Origin of the sequence: Pseudomonas sp. CP4 (assembly GCF_047758505.1) — a bacterium.
In the GTDB taxonomy this organism is placed as follows: Bacteria; Pseudomonadota; Gammaproteobacteria; order Pseudomonadales; family Pseudomonadaceae; genus Aquipseudomonas; species Aquipseudomonas fluorescens_AO.
The window spans coordinates 4028846-4046714 of record NZ_CP180489.1 but is presented as its reverse complement, the minus strand read 5'-3'; the positions used below and the strand labels follow the sequence as shown (position 1 = coordinate 4046714).

22 protein-coding genes are annotated in these 17869 nt (G+C 61.9%); 9 read left to right on the top strand and 13 right to left on the bottom strand.

All coding sequences use genetic code 11. From position 1 onward, the window contains the following. Nucleotides 1-45: 45 nt before the first annotated feature. On the top strand, nucleotides 46-1926 hold the full coding sequence (locus ACMYUN_RS18155; protein ID WP_415761305.1) for a TonB-dependent receptor domain-containing protein: 1881 nt from the start codon (nucleotides 46-48) through the stop codon (nucleotides 1924-1926). Nucleotides 1927-2063: 137 nt separating this feature from the next. On the opposite strand, the gene ACMYUN_RS18150 is transcribed toward ACMYUN_RS18155, so the two are convergent. From ACMYUN_RS18150 to nrdR, 12 genes are all read right to left on the bottom strand, one after another. Next, nucleotides 2064-2864: a cobalamin-binding protein gene (locus tag ACMYUN_RS18150; protein ID WP_415761304.1), complete on the bottom strand. Its 801-nt coding sequence runs from the start codon at nucleotides 2862-2864 to the stop codon at nucleotides 2064-2066. Next, complete coding sequence (locus tag ACMYUN_RS18145) at nucleotides 2864-3283, bottom strand: hypothetical protein (protein ID WP_039761883.1); 420 nt, start codon at nucleotides 3281-3283, stop codon at nucleotides 2864-2866. The genes ACMYUN_RS18150 and ACMYUN_RS18145 overlap by 1 nt, the downstream gene beginning before the upstream one ends. Further along, nucleotides 3280-3897 (bottom strand): GTP cyclohydrolase II, encoded by a 618-nt coding sequence (ribA, locus tag ACMYUN_RS18140; RefSeq protein WP_024014485.1) that lies wholly within the window; start codon nucleotides 3895-3897, stop codon nucleotides 3280-3282. The genes ACMYUN_RS18145 and ribA overlap by 4 nt, the downstream gene beginning before the upstream one ends. Nucleotides 3898-4140: 243 nt before the next feature. Next, the gene (locus ACMYUN_RS18135) at nucleotides 4141-4878 is read right to left on the bottom strand and encodes a substrate-binding periplasmic protein (RefSeq protein ID WP_415761302.1); all 738 of its coding nucleotides are present in this window, start codon (nucleotides 4876-4878) and stop codon (nucleotides 4141-4143) included. Between the two features lie 25 nt (nucleotides 4879-4903). Continuing rightward, nucleotides 4904-5407: a phosphatidylglycerophosphatase A gene (locus tag ACMYUN_RS18130; protein ID WP_039761886.1), complete on the bottom strand. Its 504-nt coding sequence runs from the start codon at nucleotides 5405-5407 to the stop codon at nucleotides 4904-4906. Continuing rightward, nucleotides 5404-6369: a thiamine-phosphate kinase gene (gene thiL, locus ACMYUN_RS18125; protein WP_415761301.1), complete on the bottom strand. Its 966-nt coding sequence runs from the start codon at nucleotides 6367-6369 to the stop codon at nucleotides 5404-5406. The genes ACMYUN_RS18130 and thiL overlap by 4 nt, the downstream gene beginning before the upstream one ends. 27 nt (nucleotides 6370-6396) lie before the next feature. Continuing rightward, a complete protein-coding gene (gene nusB / locus ACMYUN_RS18120) occupies nucleotides 6397-6897 on the bottom strand; it encodes a transcription antitermination factor NusB (RefSeq protein ID WP_008053839.1) in 501 nt (166 codons plus the stop codon). Further along, entirely contained in the window at nucleotides 6894-7370 is a 477-nt protein-coding gene (gene ribE, locus ACMYUN_RS18115; RefSeq protein WP_258447870.1) for a 6,7-dimethyl-8-ribityllumazine synthase, read from the bottom strand. Before ribE ends, nusB begins: the two co-directional genes overlap by 4 nt. A 90-nt stretch (nucleotides 7371-7460) precedes the next feature. Beyond that, a complete protein-coding gene (gene ribBA, locus ACMYUN_RS18110; protein WP_039761895.1) occupies nucleotides 7461-8552 on the bottom strand; it encodes a bifunctional 3,4-dihydroxy-2-butanone-4-phosphate synthase/GTP cyclohydrolase II in 1092 nt (363 codons plus the stop codon). A 21-nt stretch (nucleotides 8553-8573) separates the two neighbouring features. Then, a complete protein-coding gene (locus tag ACMYUN_RS18105; protein ID WP_039761896.1) occupies nucleotides 8574-9236 on the bottom strand; it encodes a riboflavin synthase in 663 nt (220 codons plus the stop codon). A gap of 47 nt (nucleotides 9237-9283) precedes the next feature. Next, nucleotides 9284-10417, bottom strand: coding sequence for a bifunctional diaminohydroxyphosphoribosylaminopyrimidine deaminase/5-amino-6-(5-phosphoribosylamino)uracil reductase RibD (gene ribD / locus ACMYUN_RS18100; RefSeq protein ID WP_415761300.1), 1134 nt, complete (start codon nucleotides 10415-10417; stop codon nucleotides 9284-9286). After that, a complete protein-coding gene (gene nrdR, locus ACMYUN_RS18095) occupies nucleotides 10414-10878 on the bottom strand; it encodes a transcriptional regulator NrdR (RefSeq protein ID WP_007910946.1) in 465 nt (154 codons plus the stop codon). The genes ribD and nrdR overlap by 4 nt, the downstream gene beginning before the upstream one ends. A 128-nt stretch (nucleotides 10879-11006) precedes the next feature. Here nrdR and ACMYUN_RS18090 point away from each other — a divergent pair, with 128 nt between their 5' ends. From ACMYUN_RS18090 to trxA, 3 genes are all read left to right on the top strand, one after another. Next, nucleotides 11007-11471: a YbaY family lipoprotein gene (locus ACMYUN_RS18090; protein ID WP_039761899.1), complete on the top strand. Its 465-nt coding sequence runs from the start codon at nucleotides 11007-11009 to the stop codon at nucleotides 11469-11471. After that, nucleotides 11468-12121 carry a class I SAM-dependent methyltransferase gene (locus ACMYUN_RS18085; protein ID WP_415761298.1) on the top strand — a complete coding sequence of 218 codons (654 nt, stop codon included), beginning with the start codon at nucleotides 11468-11470 and terminating at the stop codon, nucleotides 12119-12121. The genes ACMYUN_RS18090 and ACMYUN_RS18085 overlap by 4 nt, the downstream gene beginning before the upstream one ends. Before the next feature lie 187 nt (nucleotides 12122-12308). Then, a complete protein-coding gene (trxA, locus tag ACMYUN_RS18080; protein ID WP_129999719.1) occupies nucleotides 12309-13181 on the top strand; it encodes a thioredoxin in 873 nt (290 codons plus the stop codon). 112 nt (nucleotides 13182-13293) lie between these two features. Here the strand turns inward: trxA and ACMYUN_RS18075 are convergent, their stop codons facing one another. Continuing rightward, nucleotides 13294-13653, bottom strand: a complete 360-nt coding sequence (locus tag ACMYUN_RS18075; protein WP_415761297.1) for a hypothetical protein — start codon at nucleotides 13651-13653, stop codon at nucleotides 13294-13296. 128 nt (nucleotides 13654-13781) lie between these two features. Here ACMYUN_RS18075 and ACMYUN_RS18070 point away from each other — a divergent pair, with 128 nt between their 5' ends. The 5 genes from ACMYUN_RS18070 to ACMYUN_RS18050 all read left to right on the top strand — a co-directional run bounded on the left by ACMYUN_RS18070 (nucleotide 13782) and on the right by ACMYUN_RS18050 (nucleotide 17741). Beyond that, a complete protein-coding gene (locus ACMYUN_RS18070; RefSeq protein WP_129999718.1) occupies nucleotides 13782-14348 on the top strand; it encodes a hypothetical protein in 567 nt (188 codons plus the stop codon). A gap of 155 nt (nucleotides 14349-14503) precedes the next feature. Continuing rightward, on the top strand, nucleotides 14504-15094 hold the full coding sequence (locus ACMYUN_RS18065) for a DUF2796 domain-containing protein (RefSeq protein WP_415761296.1): 591 nt from the start codon (nucleotides 14504-14506) through the stop codon (nucleotides 15092-15094). A gap of 139 nt (nucleotides 15095-15233) precedes the next feature. Next, entirely contained in the window at nucleotides 15234-15944 is a 711-nt protein-coding gene (locus ACMYUN_RS18060) for an ABC transporter ATP-binding protein (protein WP_415761295.1), read from the top strand. A 1-nt stretch (nucleotide 15945) separates the two neighbouring features. After that, a complete protein-coding gene (locus ACMYUN_RS18055; RefSeq protein WP_415761294.1) occupies nucleotides 15946-17211 on the top strand; it encodes an ABC transporter permease in 1266 nt (421 codons plus the stop codon). Nucleotides 17212-17222: 11 nt separating this feature from the next. After that, entirely contained in the window at nucleotides 17223-17741 is a 519-nt protein-coding gene (locus ACMYUN_RS18050; RefSeq protein ID WP_024014502.1) for a DUF3299 domain-containing protein, read from the top strand. Nucleotides 17742-17869 lie beyond the last annotated feature (128 nt).

The following is a 17869-nucleotide window of genomic DNA, read 5'->3' as shown; positions in this document are numbered from 1 at the left end:
GAAGCATAAAATTTGTGTACATCTGCAATTTCTCACGGACCACCGATGAACCTCCGCCTCGCCCTGCCCTTCCTCCTGCTGCCAACCGCCAGCGCCCTCGCCGACACCTTCGAACGCGATCAGGCGCTGAAGCTGCCGGACACGCTGATCAGCGCCAATCGTCAGGTCGAAGCGCGCAACGACAGCAGCGCCGCCAACACCGTGTTCACCCGCGAAGACATTGATCGCCTGCAACCCAGCGACGTGCCCGATCTGCTGCGTCGCGTGCCTGGCGTGCAAGTGGCGCAGACCGGCGGGCGCGGCAGTCTGCCGGGGATCTACATTCGCGGCACGCAATCGGCGCAGAGTCTGGTGCTGGTCGATGGCCAGCGCATCGGCAACTCGACTTCCGGCGACAGCAACCTGCAGCACCTGAACATCGAGCAGATCGAGCGCATCGAAGTGCTGCGCGGTTCGCGCTCGGTGATTTACGGCAGCGACGCGATTGGCGGGGTGATCCAGATCTTCACCCGACGCGGCACCGAGCAAGGCTTGCAGCCACGCTTGCACCTCGGCTTCGGCAGTCAGCAGACATGGGAACGCAGCATCGGCTTGTCCGGCGGCGACGAGAACACCCGCTTCAACCTCGGCGCCAGCCTCGACGAAACGGCCGGGATCGACCGTACCCACGAGTCGTATCCAAGCGACCGCGACCATGATGCCTACCGCAGCAAATCCCTCAGCCTGAGCCTCAGCCACGCGCTGACCGAAGACATCGAAATCGGCGCCAATCTGCTGGATAACCGTGGCCGGAGCGAATTCGACAACCCGTTCGGCCGCTTCGATATGGACACGTTCGAGTCGGTGCAACAGCAGCCCTATAGTGATTTCAATGTCAGCAGCCTCAGCAGTTATGTCGATGCGCGGGTCAACGAAATCTTGAAAACCCGCATCGAATTCGGCCACAGCGAAAACCGCGAAAAGACCTTCGACAAGCTCAGCGACGAGCGCACGGTGTTCAACACTTATCGCGACTCGGTGAACTGGCAGAACGACCTGACGCTGGACGCGCGCAACAGCCTGATTCTGGGCGGCGACTGGTATGAAGACCGGGTCAACAGCAGCACTGCGTTTGACGAGGACAGCCGCTGGAATCGCGCCGCGTTCATCCAGCATCGCTACCAGGCCGACAGCTTCTCTACCGAGATCGGCCTGCGCCACGACGACAACCAGCAGTTCGGCAGCCAGAACACCTGGAGCGGCACCTTCACCCTGCCGCTGAACCCGGACAACGACGTGCTGCTGAGCTACAGCGAAGGGTTCCGTGCGCCGACCTTCAACGACCTGTACTACCCGGACTTCAGCAATCCCGACCTGAAACCGGAAACTTCGAAAAGCTACGAACTGCAATGGCGCAGCCAGTTGAGCGACAGCGCGAGGGTGGAAGCCTCGTTTTACCGCACCGACCTGGAAGACGCGATCATCTTTGGCAGCAACTCACGCCCAGAGAACGTTGCGTCAGCACGCATCAACGGCTTTGAAGCAGCACTGAAGCAGGAGCTGTTTGGCTGGCAGAGCAATCTTGGCGTAGCAATCATCGATCCCCGTGATCGCGATACCGGGCATACCTTGGCGCGACGGGCGCGGCGCACGGCCAGCTGGGATGTGGATCGGCAATTCGATCGCTTGGGACTCGGCGCCAGTTGGCAATTGGTCAGCGGCAGTTACGATGACTTGAACAACACCCAGTCGCTGGGCGGCTACGGCACGCTCGGGCTGCGCAGCAGTTGGGCGCTCAATCGTGAGATCAAGCTGGATCTGAAGGTGGATAACCTGCTGGACAAGGGTTACAGCCGGGCGAATTACAGCTATGACGGCGCGCAGTATGGCTATCGTGAGGAGGGCCGGGCGTGGATGTTTGGGGTGACCTGGACTCCTGAACTCTAAACTAACATTTGTGTTGGTTGGCAGGCCTCTTCGCGAGCAGGCTCGCTCCCACAGTAGATTGAGTGCGGCCACACCTTTTGTTTCCACCGCAAATCCAGTGTGGGAGCGAGCCTGCTCGCGAATACAGGCGATGCGGTCTACCGATCCGGCGCGATCAATTGGCATAGTTTGGCGGTGGCGCTAATCATCTGCCCGCTCGGTCGCTCAAGGCCTTTGTCAGTGGCCAGCAACAACCGCCCCTGCTTGACTGCTGCCACCTGCGGCCAGGCCTTCCACGCCCCTAGCTGGGCCTGATCACCGGCGACAATCACTTCGGGATCACGCTGCAATACTGCCTCGATACTCACCTGCGGCGCTGGCAGATTCAGGTCGGCAAACACATTGCGCGCACCGCACACCTCAAGCGCATCGCTGATGATCTGCCCGCCACCGACGGTATACAGCGGCTTGTCCCAGACCTGATAGAACACCCGCAGCGGTTCATCACGACGATAACGCTGGCGCAGGTCATTCAGCTGCTTGCGCAATTCGGCCGCTCGTTCCGCCCCAAGTTCAGGACGCCCGAGCTGTTCGGCAATGGCTTCGATCTGCGCGGCGAGTTGCGTCAAGGTGTGCGGCTCGGCGACGAAGGTGGGAATGTTCAGGTGCTTGAGCTGATCACGCTGCCCCGCGCCAACACTGCCGGGCCAGAGCAACAACAAATCCGGTTTCAGGCTAAGCAAGCGCTCCATATCGAGCTGGCCATAGCGGCCCACTGATGGAACATCGGCAATCGCCGCCGGCCGCTCGCCGGCATCCAGCACGCCGACCAGCAGGTCGGCGGAATCCAGCTCAACGACGATTTCAGACAGCGACGGGGCTAGGCTGACCACCCGCAATGCGGCCAGCACCGGGCCGCTCAGGGCGAGCAGCAGAAGCGCCAGCCACAGGCGAGGCATCAACCGAGTTGACGCGGAATACGGTAGAGGTAGAACAGCACGGCGGTGGACAGCGCCAGCAGCATCAACGGCACGGCTTCGAGGCCGATGAACACCGCCAGTGCGCCAATCCAGGCCGGCAAAGACGCCACCAGCAACGCCGCACGCCGACGCGCCGCAAGGGCGATCCAGGCAGCGGGCTCATCGGCGGTATCGAGGGCTTTTTGCGTGGCAATCAGTGCATGTTTGTAACGTGAGAAATACTTCAGGCTGACAAACATCGAGGCGACGCCGGCGATGAACAAGGGCATCGCCAGCACTGGCAGCAGGCCTTGGCCTTCGCCAAACAACGCGTTGAGCACGAACAGCGGCAACAGGGCCAGCGCCAGGTATTGCCACCAGGCCACCGCCAACCGCCGCCGCACCTGGCCACGGGTCACGCGCGGTCGACCTCGCCCTGATGCTCGTTGCCCATCATGTGATCGAGCTTGCTGGCCTTGGTCGCCAGGTAGAGTTTGTTGTGCGGATTGTGCCCGGTGTGCAGCGGCACGCGCTCGGCGACGACGATGCCCATGTCGGTCAGCGCTTTGACCTTGCGCGGGTTGTTGGTCATCAAGCGCAGGGATTTCACGCCTAGATGCTCAAGCATCGGCAGGCACATGGCGTAGTCGCGCTGATCGGCGGCGAAGCCCAGGCGTTCGTTGGCTTCCACGGTGTCGGCGCCGCCGTCTTGCAACTCGTAAGCGCGGATCTTGTTCAGCAGACCGATGCCGCGGCCTTCCTGACGCAGGTACAGCAGCACGCCACGGCCTTCGCGGGCAATCGCCTGCAACGCGGCTTCCAGTTGCGAGCCGCAGTCGCAGCGCTGGCTGAACAAGGCATCACCGGTCAGGCATTCGGAATGCAGGCGACCGAGTACCGGGGCGCCGTCGGCAATTTCACCGAGGCTGAGCACGACGTGCTCACGCCCGGTGCTCTCATCGAGAAAGCCGTGCATGGTGAATTGCGCAAAAGGCGTTGGCAGCTTGGAAGCGGCGACGAAGACGACAGGCACCGATGTGCTCCTGATCTAGAAGACTGAAAATTCGCAGGCCGGCATTGTAACAGCAGGTTCCTGTAGACGCTTAGGCTGAATTATCGGGCATAACCATCAAAAAGTTTGATGACACTGCCGCCAGCACCGCCGCTCCCTGTAGGAGCTGTCGAGTGCAACGAGGCTGCGATCTTTTGATCTGGCTTGATATCAAGATCAAAAGATCGCAGCGTGCCGCAGCTCCTAAAGAGAGTCGAGTCGGCTTCAGTTCTGGTTGAACGGATACGGCTGCTGCCACTTCTCGAAAATCGGCTTCAACTCTCCGCTCTGCACCAGTTCGGCCATGCGCCGGTCATACAGCGCCATCAACGCCCGAGCCTGTGGGGTATCGGCGAAACCGAGAAACAGCGGCAATTCGGCCAGATGCGAATAACGGTACTGCGCTGGATCCGCTGCGTCGCGCATGACGGCCTGAATTTCGGTCAGCGCGTCGATGTAATAGTCCGCGCGCCCCTGTTTGAGCATCAGCAAAATACCGGTGCGCCGTTCGATCTGATTGAAACGTTTGATATTCGGCAGGTAGTTGTCGTAGCGGTAGCCGCGGACCCAGGCCAGACGATATTTGCCCAAAGTCGCCTGGGTCGGCGGCGGGCTGCTGGCCAGGCCGAGCGCGTAGACGTGATCGGAATCGAAATTCCACTTCGGGTACAGTACCTGCTCGGCCTCGTCGCGGTAGGAGCCGACCAATGCGTCGACTTCCTTCAACTGCACCAGGCCGATAGAACGGGTGTACGGCACCGTGCGGATATCCAGCTTGACCCGGGCCGGTTCGAACACTTTGCGCAACACGTCCCAGGCCAGACCATGGCCGTCGGCGGCGGTGTAGTCCTCCCAGTCTTCGCTCGCCAGATGGATGGCCGCAGGCACAGGCGCGGCGGCCTGCGCCTGGGCGAACGTGCCCAGCAGAGCCAGAAGCAGCAGCGCCAACCCGCGTCGCAGCATTGCGTGTTTCCTCACGTGAGTCGAATCAGGCGAATACCCATACCAGCCCTTGCATTGCCAGCCAGGCGAAGACACCGGCCAGCACGTCGTCGAGCATGATGCCGACGCCGCCATGCACATGCTTGTCGATCCAGCGGATCGGCCACGGCTTGAGAATATCGAAGAAACGGAACACCAGAAAACCCGCGAGCAACCAGTACCAGCCTTCCGGCACCAGCCACAGGGTGATCCACATGCCGACCATTTCATCCCAGACAATGCCTTCGTGGTCGTGCACACGCAAATCGTCAGCGACTTTGCCGCACAGCCAGAAGCCGAACAGCATGGTGATGCCGAGCATCAGCCAGTAGCCCCAGTCGGGCAGCATCTGCCACAACGGAATGAACGGCAGCGCCACCAGCGAGCCCCACGTGCCCGGCGCCTTGGGCAGGGTGCCGGAGCCGAAGCCGAACGCGAGGAAATGCCAAGGATTGCGCCAGACCGAAGGAGGCACGAATTCGGCAGGGACCTGTTTCGGGTGATCTGTCACGGTGTCTCCTGAAAATGTTGGTAGCCGCGAATCTGCGGAGTGATGTCGCGCCCGTCGCGGTCCAGCAGTACCACGCCCTGGCCAGACGCCACGCGCCCGATCACATGGATCGGCCAGCCGTCGGCCAGCAGTGCCGGCAACCCGGCGGACGGCAAGGTGAAGGCCAGTACGTAATCATCACCACCGCTCAATGCCGCACGCTCGGCACCGCGCTGACCGAGAAACGCGACTAAAGCATCCGACAACGGTACACGCTCGCGTTCAATCTCAAGTCGCACCTTCGACGCCAGCGCGATATGCCCGCAATCGGCGAGCAAGCCGTCGGAGATGTCCAGCGCCGCCGTGGCCTTGCCGCGCAGGGCCTGACCGAGGGCCAGTTGCGGCTGCGGCGACCAGTAATGATCGAGCAGCGGCTGGGCGATTTCGGCCGCGGCGTCGCGTTGCCCCAGCACCAGCGGCAGCGCCCCGGCGGCGTTGCCCAATTCACCGCCGACACAAAGCAGGTCGCCCGGTCGCGCGCCGCTGCGGGTCAACGCCTGGCCAGCGGGTACGCGGCCGAACACGGTGACCGTCAGGCTCAACGGCCCGCGCGTGGTGTCGCCACCGACCAGCGCGACGCCGCAGCTTTGCGCCATGCGGTTCAAACCACGGGCATAGGCTTGCAGCCAATCGGCAGTTACCGTCGGCAAGGTCAAGGCAAGGGTAAAGGCAACGGGCGCGGCGCCCATGGCGGCCAGGTCACTGACCGCGACGGCCAGCGAGCGCTGACCGAGCAGAAACGGATCGCAGGGGTCGGCGAAGTGCACACCGGCCACCAGCGTATCGGTAGAAACCGCCAGCTGTTCCCCAGCGGGAACCGCCAGCAAGGCGCAGTCGTCGCCGATCCCCAGCGCAACGCCTTCGCCGCCCTGCGCACAAGGCACGGCGGCGAAGAAATTGCGGATCAGCTCAAACTCGCCCATGGCCGAGAAAAAGTATTCAAGCGCCGATCAGCGCTTGAACGCCTTCACTTCAGCTTCACGCAGGCGCGGGGCCAGCTTGTCGAGCACGCCGTTGACGAACTTGTGGCCGTCGGTCGAACCGAACACTTTGGCCAGTTCGATACCTTCGTTGATCACAACGCGGTACGGCACGTCGACGCGCTTGAGCAGCTCCCAGGTCGACAGGCGCAGAACCGCCAGTTCAACCGGGTCCAGCTCTTCGATCGTCAGGTCCAGGCAAGGCGTCAGGGCAGTGTCGATTTCGGTCTTGAACTGCGGAACCCCGTGAAGGATTTCACGGAAGTAGGCGCCGTCGACATCGGTGAAATCGTTATCAACGCGAAACTGCGCTTCGATCTCGTTCAGCGATTGCTTGGCCATGTGCCACTGGTACAGCGCCTGAGTCGCGAGCTGACGGGCTTCGCGACGCTTGACGCTCTTCGACGGCTTGCCGGCATCCGCAGGTTTCGGATCGCGCGGGTTGAAACGATCGCTTTCGTCGCTAATCACTTGGCCTCCAACTGCGCCAGCAGGCTGACCATTTCCAGAGCGGACAGGGCAGCTTCGGCACCTTTGTTACCGGCCTTGGTGCCGGAACGTTCGATGGCTTGCTCGATAGAGTCCACGGTCAGCACGCCGAACGCGACCGGTACGCCGAATTCCATGGAGACTTGGGCCAGGCCTTTGGTGCACTCGCCAGCCACGTATTCGAAGTGCGGAGTACCGCCACGAATGACCGCGCCGAGGGCGATGATGGCTGCGAACTCGCCTTTCTGGGCAACTTTCTGCGCAACCAGCGGGATTTCGAAGGCGCCCGGTGCGCGGATGATGGTGATGTCGTTTTCGCTCACGCCGTGGCGAACCAGGGCATCAACGGCACCGCTGACCAGGCTTTCAACCACGAAGCTGTTGAAACGGCCCACTACCAGAGCGTAGCGGCCTTTAGGGGCGATGAAGGTACCTTCGATGGTCTTCAGGGTCATTCGTCAGTTCTCTTAAAGAGCCGGGACGCGTCTGCTACGCGTCCCTCAGTGATTATTTGCCGCGAATTGGAGTCCGGAAACAGCCGGTCATTATTCGGAGGGCACGTATTCTACAACTTCCAGATCGAAACCGGATATCGCATTGAACTTCATCGGCGCCGACATCAAGCGCATTTTGCGCACGCCCAGGTCACGCAGTATCTGCGAGCCGGCCCCGACAATGCTGTAGGTGGTCGGCTTTTTCGGCGCTGCCTGCTCACCGGTTTCACGGATATGCGCCAGCAGCACGTCGCCGTCGAGCGGGTGCCCGAGCAGCAGCACCACACCGCTGCCAGCCTCGGCGACCGCAGCCATGGCGGCGCGCAGGCTCCAGCGGCCCGGTTGCTTGACCATCAGCAGGTCGCGCAGCGGGTCCATGTTATGTACCCGGACCAGAGTCGGCTCTTCGGCGCAGACAGTGCCCAGCGTCAGGGCCATGTGCACGTCGCCTTCCACCGAATCACGATAGGTCACCAGGTTGAATTGGCCCAGTTCGCTGTCCAGCGGCTGCTCGGCAATCCGCTGAACGGTACGTTCGTGGATCATCCGGTAGTGAATCAGGTCGGCGATGGTGCCGATCTTGATGTTGTGTTCAGCGGCAAAAGCTTCGAGTTCAGCGCGACGGGACATGGTGCCGTCGTCGTTCATCACTTCGCAGATCACCCCGCTCGGCTCGAAACCGGCCATGCGCGCCAGATCGCAAGCGGCTTCGGTGTGGCCGGCGCGAGCGAGCGTACCGCCGGCCTGGGCCATCAGCGGGAAAATGTGGCCCGGGCTGACGATGTCTTCAGCCTTGGCGTCCTTGGCAGCCGCCGCTTGTACAGTGCGCGCGCGATCGGCGGCGGAGATGCCGGTGGTCACGCCTTCGGCGGCTTCGATCGAGACGGTGAACTTGGTGCCGAAACCGGAACCGTTGCGCGGCGCCATCAGCGGCAGCTTCAACAGCTCGCAGCGCTCGCGGCTCATCGGCATGCAGATCAGGCCACGGGCGTGCTTGGCCATGAAGTTGATGTGTTCGGCCTGGCAGCATTCGGCGGCCATGATCAGGTCGCCTTCGTTCTCGCGGTCTTCGTCATCCATGAGGATGACCATCTTGCCTTGGCGGATGTCTTCAACCAGTTCTTCGATGCTATTGAGCGCCACAAGGCACCCCCTTCTTTTGAATTATTTGAGGTAGCCGTTTTGGGCCAGAAAGCTTTCGGTGATCGTGCTGCCGGCAGTCTTCTCGGCGGCCTTGTCACCCAGCAGCAGACGTTCCAGATAACGCGCCAGCAGATCGACTTCCAGATTCACCCGGCGGCCCGGCTTGTACGCAGCCATGATGGTTTCGCTGAGGGTATGCGGAATGATCGTCAGCATGAATTCGGCGCCATCGACTTCGTTCACGGTCAGGCTGGTGCCGTCGACGGTGATCGAGCCTTTGTGGGCGATGTACTTGGCCAGCTCTTTCGGCGCACGGATGCGAAATTCCACGGCGCGGGCATTGTCGCTGCGCGATACCACTTCGCCGACACCATCGACATGACCGCTGACCAGATGCCCGCCGAGGCGAGTGGTCGGGGTCAGGGCTTTTTCCAGATTGACCGGGCTGCCGCTTTTCAGGTCATTCATAGCGGTGCAATCAAGGGTTTCGCGGCTGACGTCGGCGGCAAAGCCGTCGCCCGGCAATTCGACGGCGGTCAGGCAAACGCCGTTGACCGCGATGCTGTCGCCGAGTTTGACGTCGCTCAGGTCGAGCTTGCCGGTTGCGACGTGAACCCGCACATCACCACCCTTTGGGGTCAGTGCGCGGATACTGCCGATGGATTCGATGATGCCGGTGAACATGCGGTTCTCCTTGAGAACGAGGCCAGCGCTAACGCGATGGCCGGGAATTATACGCGGGCTGCAGGGACAGGGATCGCAGTGACTCGCCAGTCATCGCCCACCGCGCGGATTTCAGTGATTTTCAGTTCCGGCGCATCTTTCATCTGCGCCAGCGGCCAGTCGAGCAGCGGACGCGCCGTGGAGCCGAGAAACTTGCCGGCAATGAAGATCACGAATTCATCGACCAGCCCCAGTTGCGCAAAGGCTCCGGCCAGACGCGGGCCTGCCTCGATCAGCACCTCGTTGGTGCCACGATGAGCCAGTTCGATGAGTAATTGATGCAGATCGACCTGGCCGTCGTCACCCGGCACGATCAGGCATTCCGGGCCATTGGCGTATTGCTCTTCGACCGCGACACAGGTGGCGACCAGCGCCGGCCCGGCCTTGAAAAATGGTGCATCCAGCGGCACCCGCAGACGGCCGTCGATCAACACCCGCAGTGGCGGGCGACTCATGGCCAGCGCGGTTTGCTCGGCGTTCAAGCCCAACTCGTCAGGACGTACGGTCAAGCGTGCACCATCGGCCAGCACCGTGTCGGCGCCAGTCAGTACCACCGCCGCCTCAGCGCGCATACGCTGCACCGCAGAACGCGCCGCCGGGCCGGTGATCCATTGGCTCTCGCCGCTTTCCATCGCTGTGCGGCCGTCGAGGCTCATGGCCAGCTTGACCCGCACGAATGGCAAGCCATGCTCCATGCGCTTCAGAAAACCTTGATTGAGCTTGCGTGCCTCAGCCTCCAGCACACCACTTTCAGTGGCGATACCGGCGTCAGCCAAACGCTGCAAACCGCGCCCGGCGACCTGCGGATTGGGATCACGCATCGCCGCCACGACCCGGGCAACGCCAGCGGTCACCAAGGCGTCGGCGCACGGCGGCGTGCGCCCGTGATGGCTGCAAGGCTCGAGGGTCACGTACGCCGTGGCGCCCCGGGCCTGCTCGCCGGCGGCACGCAAGGCGTGGACTTCGGCATGGGGTTCGCCGGCGCGCTCATGCCAGCCTTCGCCGACAATCTGGCCGTCATGCACCACCACGCAACCGACTCGTGGATTGGGATGGGTGGTGTAGTGGCCCTTGCGCGCCAGTTCCAGCGCACGGGCCATGAAATGCGCGTCGAGGATCGCCTGCTCGGCGGCGGTGGTCATTCTTTCACCGGTTCGCGGGCGAGGCGGTCGATCTCTTCGCGGAATTCATTGAGGTCCTGGAAGCGTTTGTACACCGAAGCGAAGCGGATGTAGGCGACTTCATCAAGCTTTTGCAGCTCGGCCATCACCAGTTCGCCGACCACGAGGGACTTGACCTCGCGTTCGCCGGTGGCGCGCAGCTTGTGCTTGATGTGGACCAGAGAGGATTCGAGGCGCTCGACGCTGACCGGACGTTTCTCCAGCGCGCGTTGCATGCCGGCGCGGAGTTTTTCTTCGTCGAACGGTTGGCGGCTGCCGTCGGTTTTGATCAGGCGCGGCAACACCAGTTCGGCCGTCTCGAACGTCGTGAAACGTTCGCCGCAGGCCAGGCATTCACGCCGGCGGCGCACCTGTTCGCCCTCGGCGACCAGACGCGAGTCGATGACCTTGGTGTCGTTGGCACCGCAGAAGGGACAGTGCATGGTGGCTGGCAACAAAAAATGGGAGGGCCATGGTAGCGCATCCCCGTGGCAAGACAAGCCATAGGCTTTGCGGTATACAGAACGGCATGATCGTCTGATCCATGGAATTCATTCTGCCGGAGCCTCCAATGCCGTTACGTCCGCTCGTTCTGCTCAGTCTTTTCAGCCTGCTGGTGGCCTGTGGCAGCGACGCACCCAAGCCGCAACCGCCAACCCCGGGCCCCGCCCCGCAGCAGGCGCAGAAAAAAGCCAAAGAGGCCGCCGAACTCGGCCCGCTGCCCGCGCATCAGCGCGAACTGAGCGGCACCCTGCAAGGCGTGCCGGCCGGCGCCGAAGTCGAACTGGCGCTGCTGGTGATCGACGAAAAGGATCGCCCGCAACAATTGCTCGCCAGTTCCAGCCTGATCGGCAACAACCAGGTCCTGCCGTTTCACCTGCGCTTCAACCCCGAGGCATTTCCGGCCGGCGCACGGGTTGAGCTGCGCGGTCGCGCCAGCCAGTCCGGGCAGCTGATCCTGCACCTGCCGTCGCAAACCATCACGCAACCAACCACTCAGGCGTTGGGCCAGCTGCAATTCATCAAAGCGCCATGAAGGCACCGCTCGACCTGCAGCAGGCCTTGGGGGAATTGCTCGGCGACGCCAGACTGAAAGCCTGCGCGTTGCCCGGCACTGATTTGCAGCTGTGGTTGATCGACGGCGACAACATGGCCCGCGAATTCAGCCAGGAAGAAACCCAGCGCATCCTGCATGAACCGCCCTATTGGAGTTTTTGCTGGGCCAGCGGCTTGGCCGTGGCGCGTTATCTGGCGCAGTTTCCCGACTGGGTGCGCGGCAAGCGCGTGCTGGATTTCGGTGCTGGTTCCGGGATCGCCGGCATCGCGGCGGTGAAGGCCGGAGCGCTGGAAGTGGTGGCCTGCGATCTCGATCCGCTGGCGATCGCCGCGTGCAAGGCGAACGCCGAGCTCAACGATGCGCAGATGAGCTATTCGACGGATTTCTTTGCCGAGGCCGATCGCTTCGATCTGATTCTGGTTGCCGACGTGTTGTACGACCGGGCGAACTTGCCGCTGCTCGACGCGTTTCTCAGTCGCGGACGCGAGGCGCTGGTGGCGGATTCACGGGTGCGGGATTTTCGTCATCCGTTGTATGAGCGAATTGAAATGCTCGAAGCGATGACCTTGCCGGATCTGGCCGAGCCTGAGGAATTCAGACATGTCAGCCTCTACCATGCGCGGCGCTAGCTAAAAGCTTCGCGGGCAAGCCCGCTCCCACACTGGATCTGTGTCGTTCATAGATCCCCTGTGGGAGCGAGCCTGCTCGCGAAGGCGTCCGCCCATGCAACACAGCTCTCGAACCCGCCCCGCTTCCGGCCACCCCCCACCAAGCCGTATAGTTGCCCCATTCCAAGCTTCTTCGACGAGATCCCCCATGAGTCAGCAAACGCCGTATATCTTCGACGCCACGACTGCCGATTTCGACCAGTCGGTGATCGAAGCCTCCTTCAACAAACCGGTGCTGGTGGATTTCTGGGCCGAATGGTGTGCGCCGTGCAAGGCGTTGATGCCGATGTTGCAAGGCATTGCCGAGAGCTATCAGGGCGAGTTGCTGCTGGCCAAGGTCAACTGCGACATCGAGCAGGACATCGTCGCCCGCTTCGGCATTCGCAGCCTGCCGACCGTGGTGCTGTTCAAGGACGGTCAGCCGGTCGACGGCTTTGCTGGCGCACAACCGGAATCCGCCGTGCGCGCGCTGCTGGAACCGCATGTGCAAATGCCGCCGCCGGCCGCCGCCGACCCGTTCGAACAGGCTCAGGCGATGTTCGACGACGGTCACTTCGCCGAGGCGGAAGCAGTGCTGGTGACCCTGCTCAGTGAAGACAATACCAACGCCAAGGCGCTGATCCTCTATGCACGCTGCCTGACCGAACGCGGTGAGCTGGGCGAAGCGCAAACCGTGCTCGACGCAGTCAAGAGCGATGAACACAAAGCCGCACTCGCTGGCGCCAAGGCGCAGATCCAGTTCCTCGGCCTCGCCCGCGATCTGCCGGACGCCGCCGACCTGAAGAGCCGCCTGGCGCAAAATCCGCAGGACGATGAAGCGGTGTATCAACTGGCGATCCAGCAACTGGCACGCCAGCAATACGAAGCGGCGCTGGACGCCCTGCTCAAACTGTTCATCCGCAACCGCAGCTACGGTGAAGGCCTGCCGCACAAGACCTTGCTGCAGGTGTTCGAACTGCTGGGCAATGATCATCCGCTGGTGACGGTGTATCGCCGCAAGATGTTTGCTGCGCTTTATTGAGAGCAAAAGATCGCAGGATGCCGCAGCTCCTACATCGGATCGGGTTCACCGCGTTTTTTGTGGATGAACGCTGATTCGGTAGGAGCTGCCGAAGGCTGCGATCTTTAGCGGTTCACCCGATCCAGCTATAGAGCGGCGTATCCCCGCCGCTCGCCACTTTCACATCGGCACTGTGGCGCAAACGCACGAGCAAACGCTTGCCCGCCGCCGCACTGCCGGTGAGCGCCTCCAACTGATCGAGCAGATCCGGCCCGCTAAGTTGCCCGGCGTTGCGCAACAAGTCTTTGGCCACCTGCCACAGCGCATCGTCCTGACTCACTGGCTTCGCCGCCGGAGCCGGCGCAACCGCCTCAGACTGCGCAATCGGCGCCTGCCCGCTTAGCGCGGAACCCAGCCTCGCCCAATCGCTGTCATCCAGCTCCACCGTCAAATCCACCGGCAACTCGCCGACCGTTCCGCGTATCCGCAACATCAAGTTCGCTCCTGCATTTTTCTGACCTGCATGCTCCCATGGGACTTGTGCAACGCCAAGTAAAGTCGTCCAGTGTGGCGGTTATCGGGCATTCATCTACAGTGTTCTTTTTCTCACAGCACCATGTAATGAAACGCCCTTATTCGCTCTTCCTCATAATTCCGTTTTTGCTCATCGTGGCATGGCGCATCTGGTTGCCTGCCGATCTTTCGGCTTGTCCCGCTGACGGGGAAACTGGAGGTCCACTGACCCTTGTTATTCGTGATTACTTTGAGCGCAATAGCCGGACCGACTGGCGAGACATGGATGATCGTTTCGACATACTTTCAACCCCCGAAGGCCAGAGCATAGCGAGTCAACCGAATTCACACACTTGCGAAGCATTGCGGGTACTGCAGAGTCCGGCGTTCAGTCAGAGTGAAAAAATCTTCACCATCGCACTGATGTTCAGACTGCCAATCGACCAGTACATGGCCCTGATGGATCGCAGTCATCAACTCTACACGCAGGGCAAAATGGATAAGGAGGTGCTGACTCTGGTGGTATTTCCGCGCGGAACAGCCATCAACTACTGGTGGCTTCCGGCTTGGCGACAGCGTTTCAGTCGCGATGCCCCGAGCGTGCTCGACGCAAATCTGATCAACGATGTTCTTTCGGGACACTATTGGTTCGACTATCCCGGCGCAGGCTTCTGATTCTGCAAGCATGACATCCAATCCCAGCACCGCCCGCGAACTCATCCCGGGCGGTGCTTAGCCATGTCTTGCGCAATCTCAAACGCACGGGCACACTCTGCGCACTTTCGTTATAAGATTACATAACAAACTTTTCATTTTTCTCGGAGTACGTCATGCGTCGTCTGTTGCTTGCTTTGCCGTTTGCCCTGTTGCCGCTGGCCGCTCATGCGGTTGATGAGCATGATCACGATCATGAGCATGGCAGCCTCGGTGCGCATGAGCATGGTGTGGGCCGGCTGAACGCCGCGCTCGACGGGCAAACCCTGGAGCTGGAGCTGGAAAGCCCGGCGATGAATCTGGTAGGTTTTGAACACGCGGCCACGTCGGACGCCGACAAGGCCAAAGTCGCTGCCGCTCGGGCGCAGCTGGAAAAACCATTGGCCCTGTTCAGTCTGCCCGCTGCGGCCGGTTGCAAGGTGGTCAGCCAGGAACTGGAAAGCCCGCTGTTCGGCGACAAGCCGGACGCCGATGATCACGACGAAGATGAAGCGGACAAGGACGGTCACGAGCATCACCACGACCACAGCGAAATCCATGCGCATTACCAATTCAGCTGCGCCACACCGGGGGCGCTGAACACGCTGGATCTTGCGAACATCTTCAAGACCTTCCCGGCGACGCAGAAGATTCAGGTACAACTGATCAGCGCCAGCGGCCAGCAAGGTACCGAAGTGACGGCGAAATCGGCTGCACTGAAATTCTAGGATCCACCGAAATCCCCTGTGGGAGCGAGCCTGCTCGCGAAGGCGGCGTGTCAGCTGAAATGTGGGTGTCTGACCCAGCGCTTTCGCGAGCAGGCTCGCTGCCACAGGGTTATGTGTTCACTTCATGAAAATCGGTGCCATGACCCAAGCACTCATCGAACTTTCCGACCTTGGCTTCAACTGGCCCGGTCACCCGCCGCTGCTGGACATTCCGTCGTTTCGTCTGGAAGCCGGCGAAACCCTGTTTCTCAAAGGCCCCAGCGGCAGCGGCAAGACCACCCTGCTCGGCCTGCTCGGCGGAGTGCAGAAGCCCGGTCGCGGCAGCATTCGCCTCCTCGGCCAAGAGCTGACCGAACTCTCCGCTGGCGCCCGCGACACCTTCCGTGTCGATCACACCGGCTACATTTTCCAGCAATTCAACCTGCTGCCGTTTCTCTCGGTGCGCGAGAACGTTGAGTTGCCGTGTCACTTCTCGAAACTGCGCGCGCAACGAGCGAAACAGCGCCACGGCAGCGTCGATCAGGCCGCCGCCACCCTGCTCGCGCACTTGGGTCTGAAGGACGAAAGCCTGCTCAGTCGCCGCGCCGATTCCTTGTCCATCGGCCAGCAACAACGGGTCGCCGCCGCCCGTGCGTTGATCGGCCAACCGGAACTGGTGATCGCCGACGAACCGACCTCGGCACTGGATTACGACGCCCGCGAGAACTTCATTCGCCTGCTGTTTGCCGAGTGCCGCGACGCCGGATCGAGTCTGTTGTTCGTCAGCCACGACCAGAGCCTGGCGCCGCTGTTCGACCGTCACCTGTCCCTGGCCGAACTCAATCGCGCCGCCACGTCCGCCGAGGTCTGAGATGTATCTGTTTCGTCTGGCCATGGCCAGCCTGGCCAACCGCCGTTTCACCGCATTGCTCACCGCTTTCGCCATTGCCCTGTCGGTGTGTCTACTGCTCGCCGTCGAGCGCGTGCGCACCGAAGCCAAGGCGAGTTTCGCCAGCACCATCAGCGGCACTGACCTGATCGTCGGTGCCCGCTCCGGCTCGGTGAACCTGCTGCTGTATTCGGTGTTCCGCATCGGCAACGCCACCAACAACATCCGCTGGGACAGCTTCGAACATTTCGCCAGCAACCCGAAAGTGAAGTGGGCAATCCCGATGTCCCTCGGCGACTCCCATCGCGGCTATCGCGTAATGGGCACCACCGAAGCCTACTTCGAGCACTATCAATACGGGCGCCAGCAGCACTTGGCATTGGCCGACGGTCGCGCGTTCGCGACCGATCCTTTTGAAGTGGTGCTCGGCGCCGAAGTCGCCGAAGCGCTGCACTACAAGCTCGGCGACAAACTGGTACTGGCCCACGGCGTGGCGGCGATCAGCCTGGTCAAGCACGACGACAAACCCTTCACCGTGGTCGGCATCCTCCAGCGCACCGGTACCCCGGTGGACCGCACGTTGCACATCAGCCTCGGCGGTATGGAGGCGATTCACATCGATTGGCACAACGGCGTGCCGGCGCGCGGCAACGGGCGGATCAGCGCCGATCAGGCGCGCAACATGGACCTTACGCCGCAAGCGATCACCGCGTTCATGCTCGGCCTTAACAGCAAGATTTCCACCTTCGCCTTGCAGCGCGAGATCAACGAATACCGCGGCGAACCGATGCTGGCGATCCTGCCGGGCGTGGCGTTGCAGGAATTGTGGAGCCTGATGAGCACCGCTGAAAAAGCGCTGTTCGTGGTTTCGCTTTTCGTTGTGCTGACCGGGTTGATCGGCATGCTCACGGCGATTCTCACCAGCCTCAACGAGCGCCGCCGCGAGATGGCGATTCTGCGCTCGGTAGGCGCACGGCCGTGGCACGTCGCAAGCCTGCTGGTGCTGGAAGCGTTCGCCCTGGCGCTGACCGGGGTGATTGCCGGGCTGGCGTTGCTGTACGTCGGCATAGCCGCTGCGCAAGGGTACGTGCAGGCCAATTACGGTTTGTACCTGCCACTGGCATGGCCGAGCGAGTATGAATGGACGCTGCTCGGTGGCATTCTGGCGGCCGCGCTGCTGATGGGCAGCGTGCCGGCCTGGCGCGCGTATCGCCAATCATTGGCCGATGGCCTGTCGATCCGTTTATGAGGATGTTCACCATGCCCCGCGCCCTGCTTGCGCTGCTGATGCTGGTCGCTCTACCCGTGTGGGCAGCAGCGCCGAAAGACCTGACCTGGTCGGAAATGATCCCGCCGGACGCCGCGCCGGAAGTACCCAACATGACCCCGCTGCATGACCTGTCGAAGATGGGCGACGCACTCTCCGCCGAGTCCGCGCCGGCGGCGAAGCAGGACATGCCCAATGCCCCGGTAGTGAAGAGCCTTGACGGGCAGAACATTCGCCTGCCGGGCTACATCGTGCCGCTGGAAGTCAGCGAGGAGGGGCGCACCACCGACTTCTTGCTGGTGCCGTACTTCGGCGCCTGCATCCACGTACCGCCACCGCCGTCGAACCAGATCGTCCATGTCAAAAGCGAACTGGGCGTGAAGCTCGATGAGCTGTATCAACCGTACTGGGTTGAAGGACCGTTGCAGGTGAAAGCCTCCAGCAGTGAGCTGGCCGATGCAGGGTATCAGATGGAGGCGGAGAAGATTTATGCGTATGAACTGCCGGAGTAAGTCCCGGTAGTTTTGTATTGGCTGGTCTATCGTCTTCGCGAGCAGGCTCGCTCCCACAGGTGATCACATTCCAGGGTGGGAGCGAGCCTGCTCGCGAATAGGCCCTCAAAGGTTCCACAAAACCCCGC

What these genes read in the sequence shown, in the direction of transcription:
- ACMYUN_RS18155 (WP_415761305.1), top strand. Translation starts at nt 46, where the DNA reads ATGAACCTCCGCCTCGCCCTGCCCTTCCTCCTGCTGCCAACCGCCAGC.
- ACMYUN_RS18150 (WP_415761304.1), bottom strand. Translation starts at nt 2,864, where the DNA reads ATGCCTCGCCTGTGGCTGGCGCTTCTGCTGCTCGCCCTGAGCGGCCCG.
- ACMYUN_RS18135 (WP_415761302.1), bottom strand. Translation starts at nt 4,878, where the DNA reads ATGCTGCGACGCGGGTTGGCGCTGCTGCTTCTGGCTCTGCTGGGCACG.
- thiL (WP_415761301.1), bottom strand. Translation starts at nt 6,369, where the DNA reads ATGGGCGAGTTTGAGCTGATCCGCAATTTCTTCGCCGCCGTGCCTTGT.
- ribE (WP_258447870.1), bottom strand. Translation starts at nt 7,370, where the DNA reads ATGACCCTGAAGACCATCGAAGGTACCTTCATCGCCCCTAAAGGCCGC.
- ACMYUN_RS18105 (WP_039761896.1), bottom strand. Translation starts at nt 9,236, where the DNA reads ATGTTCACCGGCATCATCGAATCCATCGGCAGTATCCGCGCACTGACC.
- ribD (WP_415761300.1), bottom strand. Translation starts at nt 10,417, where the DNA reads ATGACCACCGCCGCCGAGCAGGCGATCCTCGACGCGCATTTCATGGCC.
- nrdR (WP_007910946.1), bottom strand. Translation starts at nt 10,878, where the DNA reads ATGCACTGTCCCTTCTGCGGTGCCAACGACACCAAGGTCATCGACTCG.
- ACMYUN_RS18090 (WP_039761899.1), top strand. Translation starts at nt 11,007, where the DNA reads ATGCCGTTACGTCCGCTCGTTCTGCTCAGTCTTTTCAGCCTGCTGGTG.
- ACMYUN_RS18085 (WP_415761298.1), top strand. Translation starts at nt 11,468, where the DNA reads ATGAAGGCACCGCTCGACCTGCAGCAGGCCTTGGGGGAATTGCTCGGC.
- trxA (WP_129999719.1), top strand. Translation starts at nt 12,309, where the DNA reads ATGAGTCAGCAAACGCCGTATATCTTCGACGCCACGACTGCCGATTTC.
- ACMYUN_RS18075 (WP_415761297.1), bottom strand. Translation starts at nt 13,653, where the DNA reads ATGTTGCGGATACGCGGAACGGTCGGCGAGTTGCCGGTGGATTTGACG.
- ACMYUN_RS18070 (WP_129999718.1), top strand. Translation starts at nt 13,782, where the DNA reads ATGAAACGCCCTTATTCGCTCTTCCTCATAATTCCGTTTTTGCTCATC.
- ACMYUN_RS18065 (WP_415761296.1), top strand. Translation starts at nt 14,504, where the DNA reads ATGCGTCGTCTGTTGCTTGCTTTGCCGTTTGCCCTGTTGCCGCTGGCC.
- ACMYUN_RS18060 (WP_415761295.1), top strand. Translation starts at nt 15,234, where the DNA reads ATGACCCAAGCACTCATCGAACTTTCCGACCTTGGCTTCAACTGGCCC.
- ACMYUN_RS18055 (WP_415761294.1), top strand. Translation starts at nt 15,946, where the DNA reads ATGTATCTGTTTCGTCTGGCCATGGCCAGCCTGGCCAACCGCCGTTTC.
- ACMYUN_RS18050 (WP_024014502.1), top strand. Translation starts at nt 17,223, where the DNA reads ATGCCCCGCGCCCTGCTTGCGCTGCTGATGCTGGTCGCTCTACCCGTG.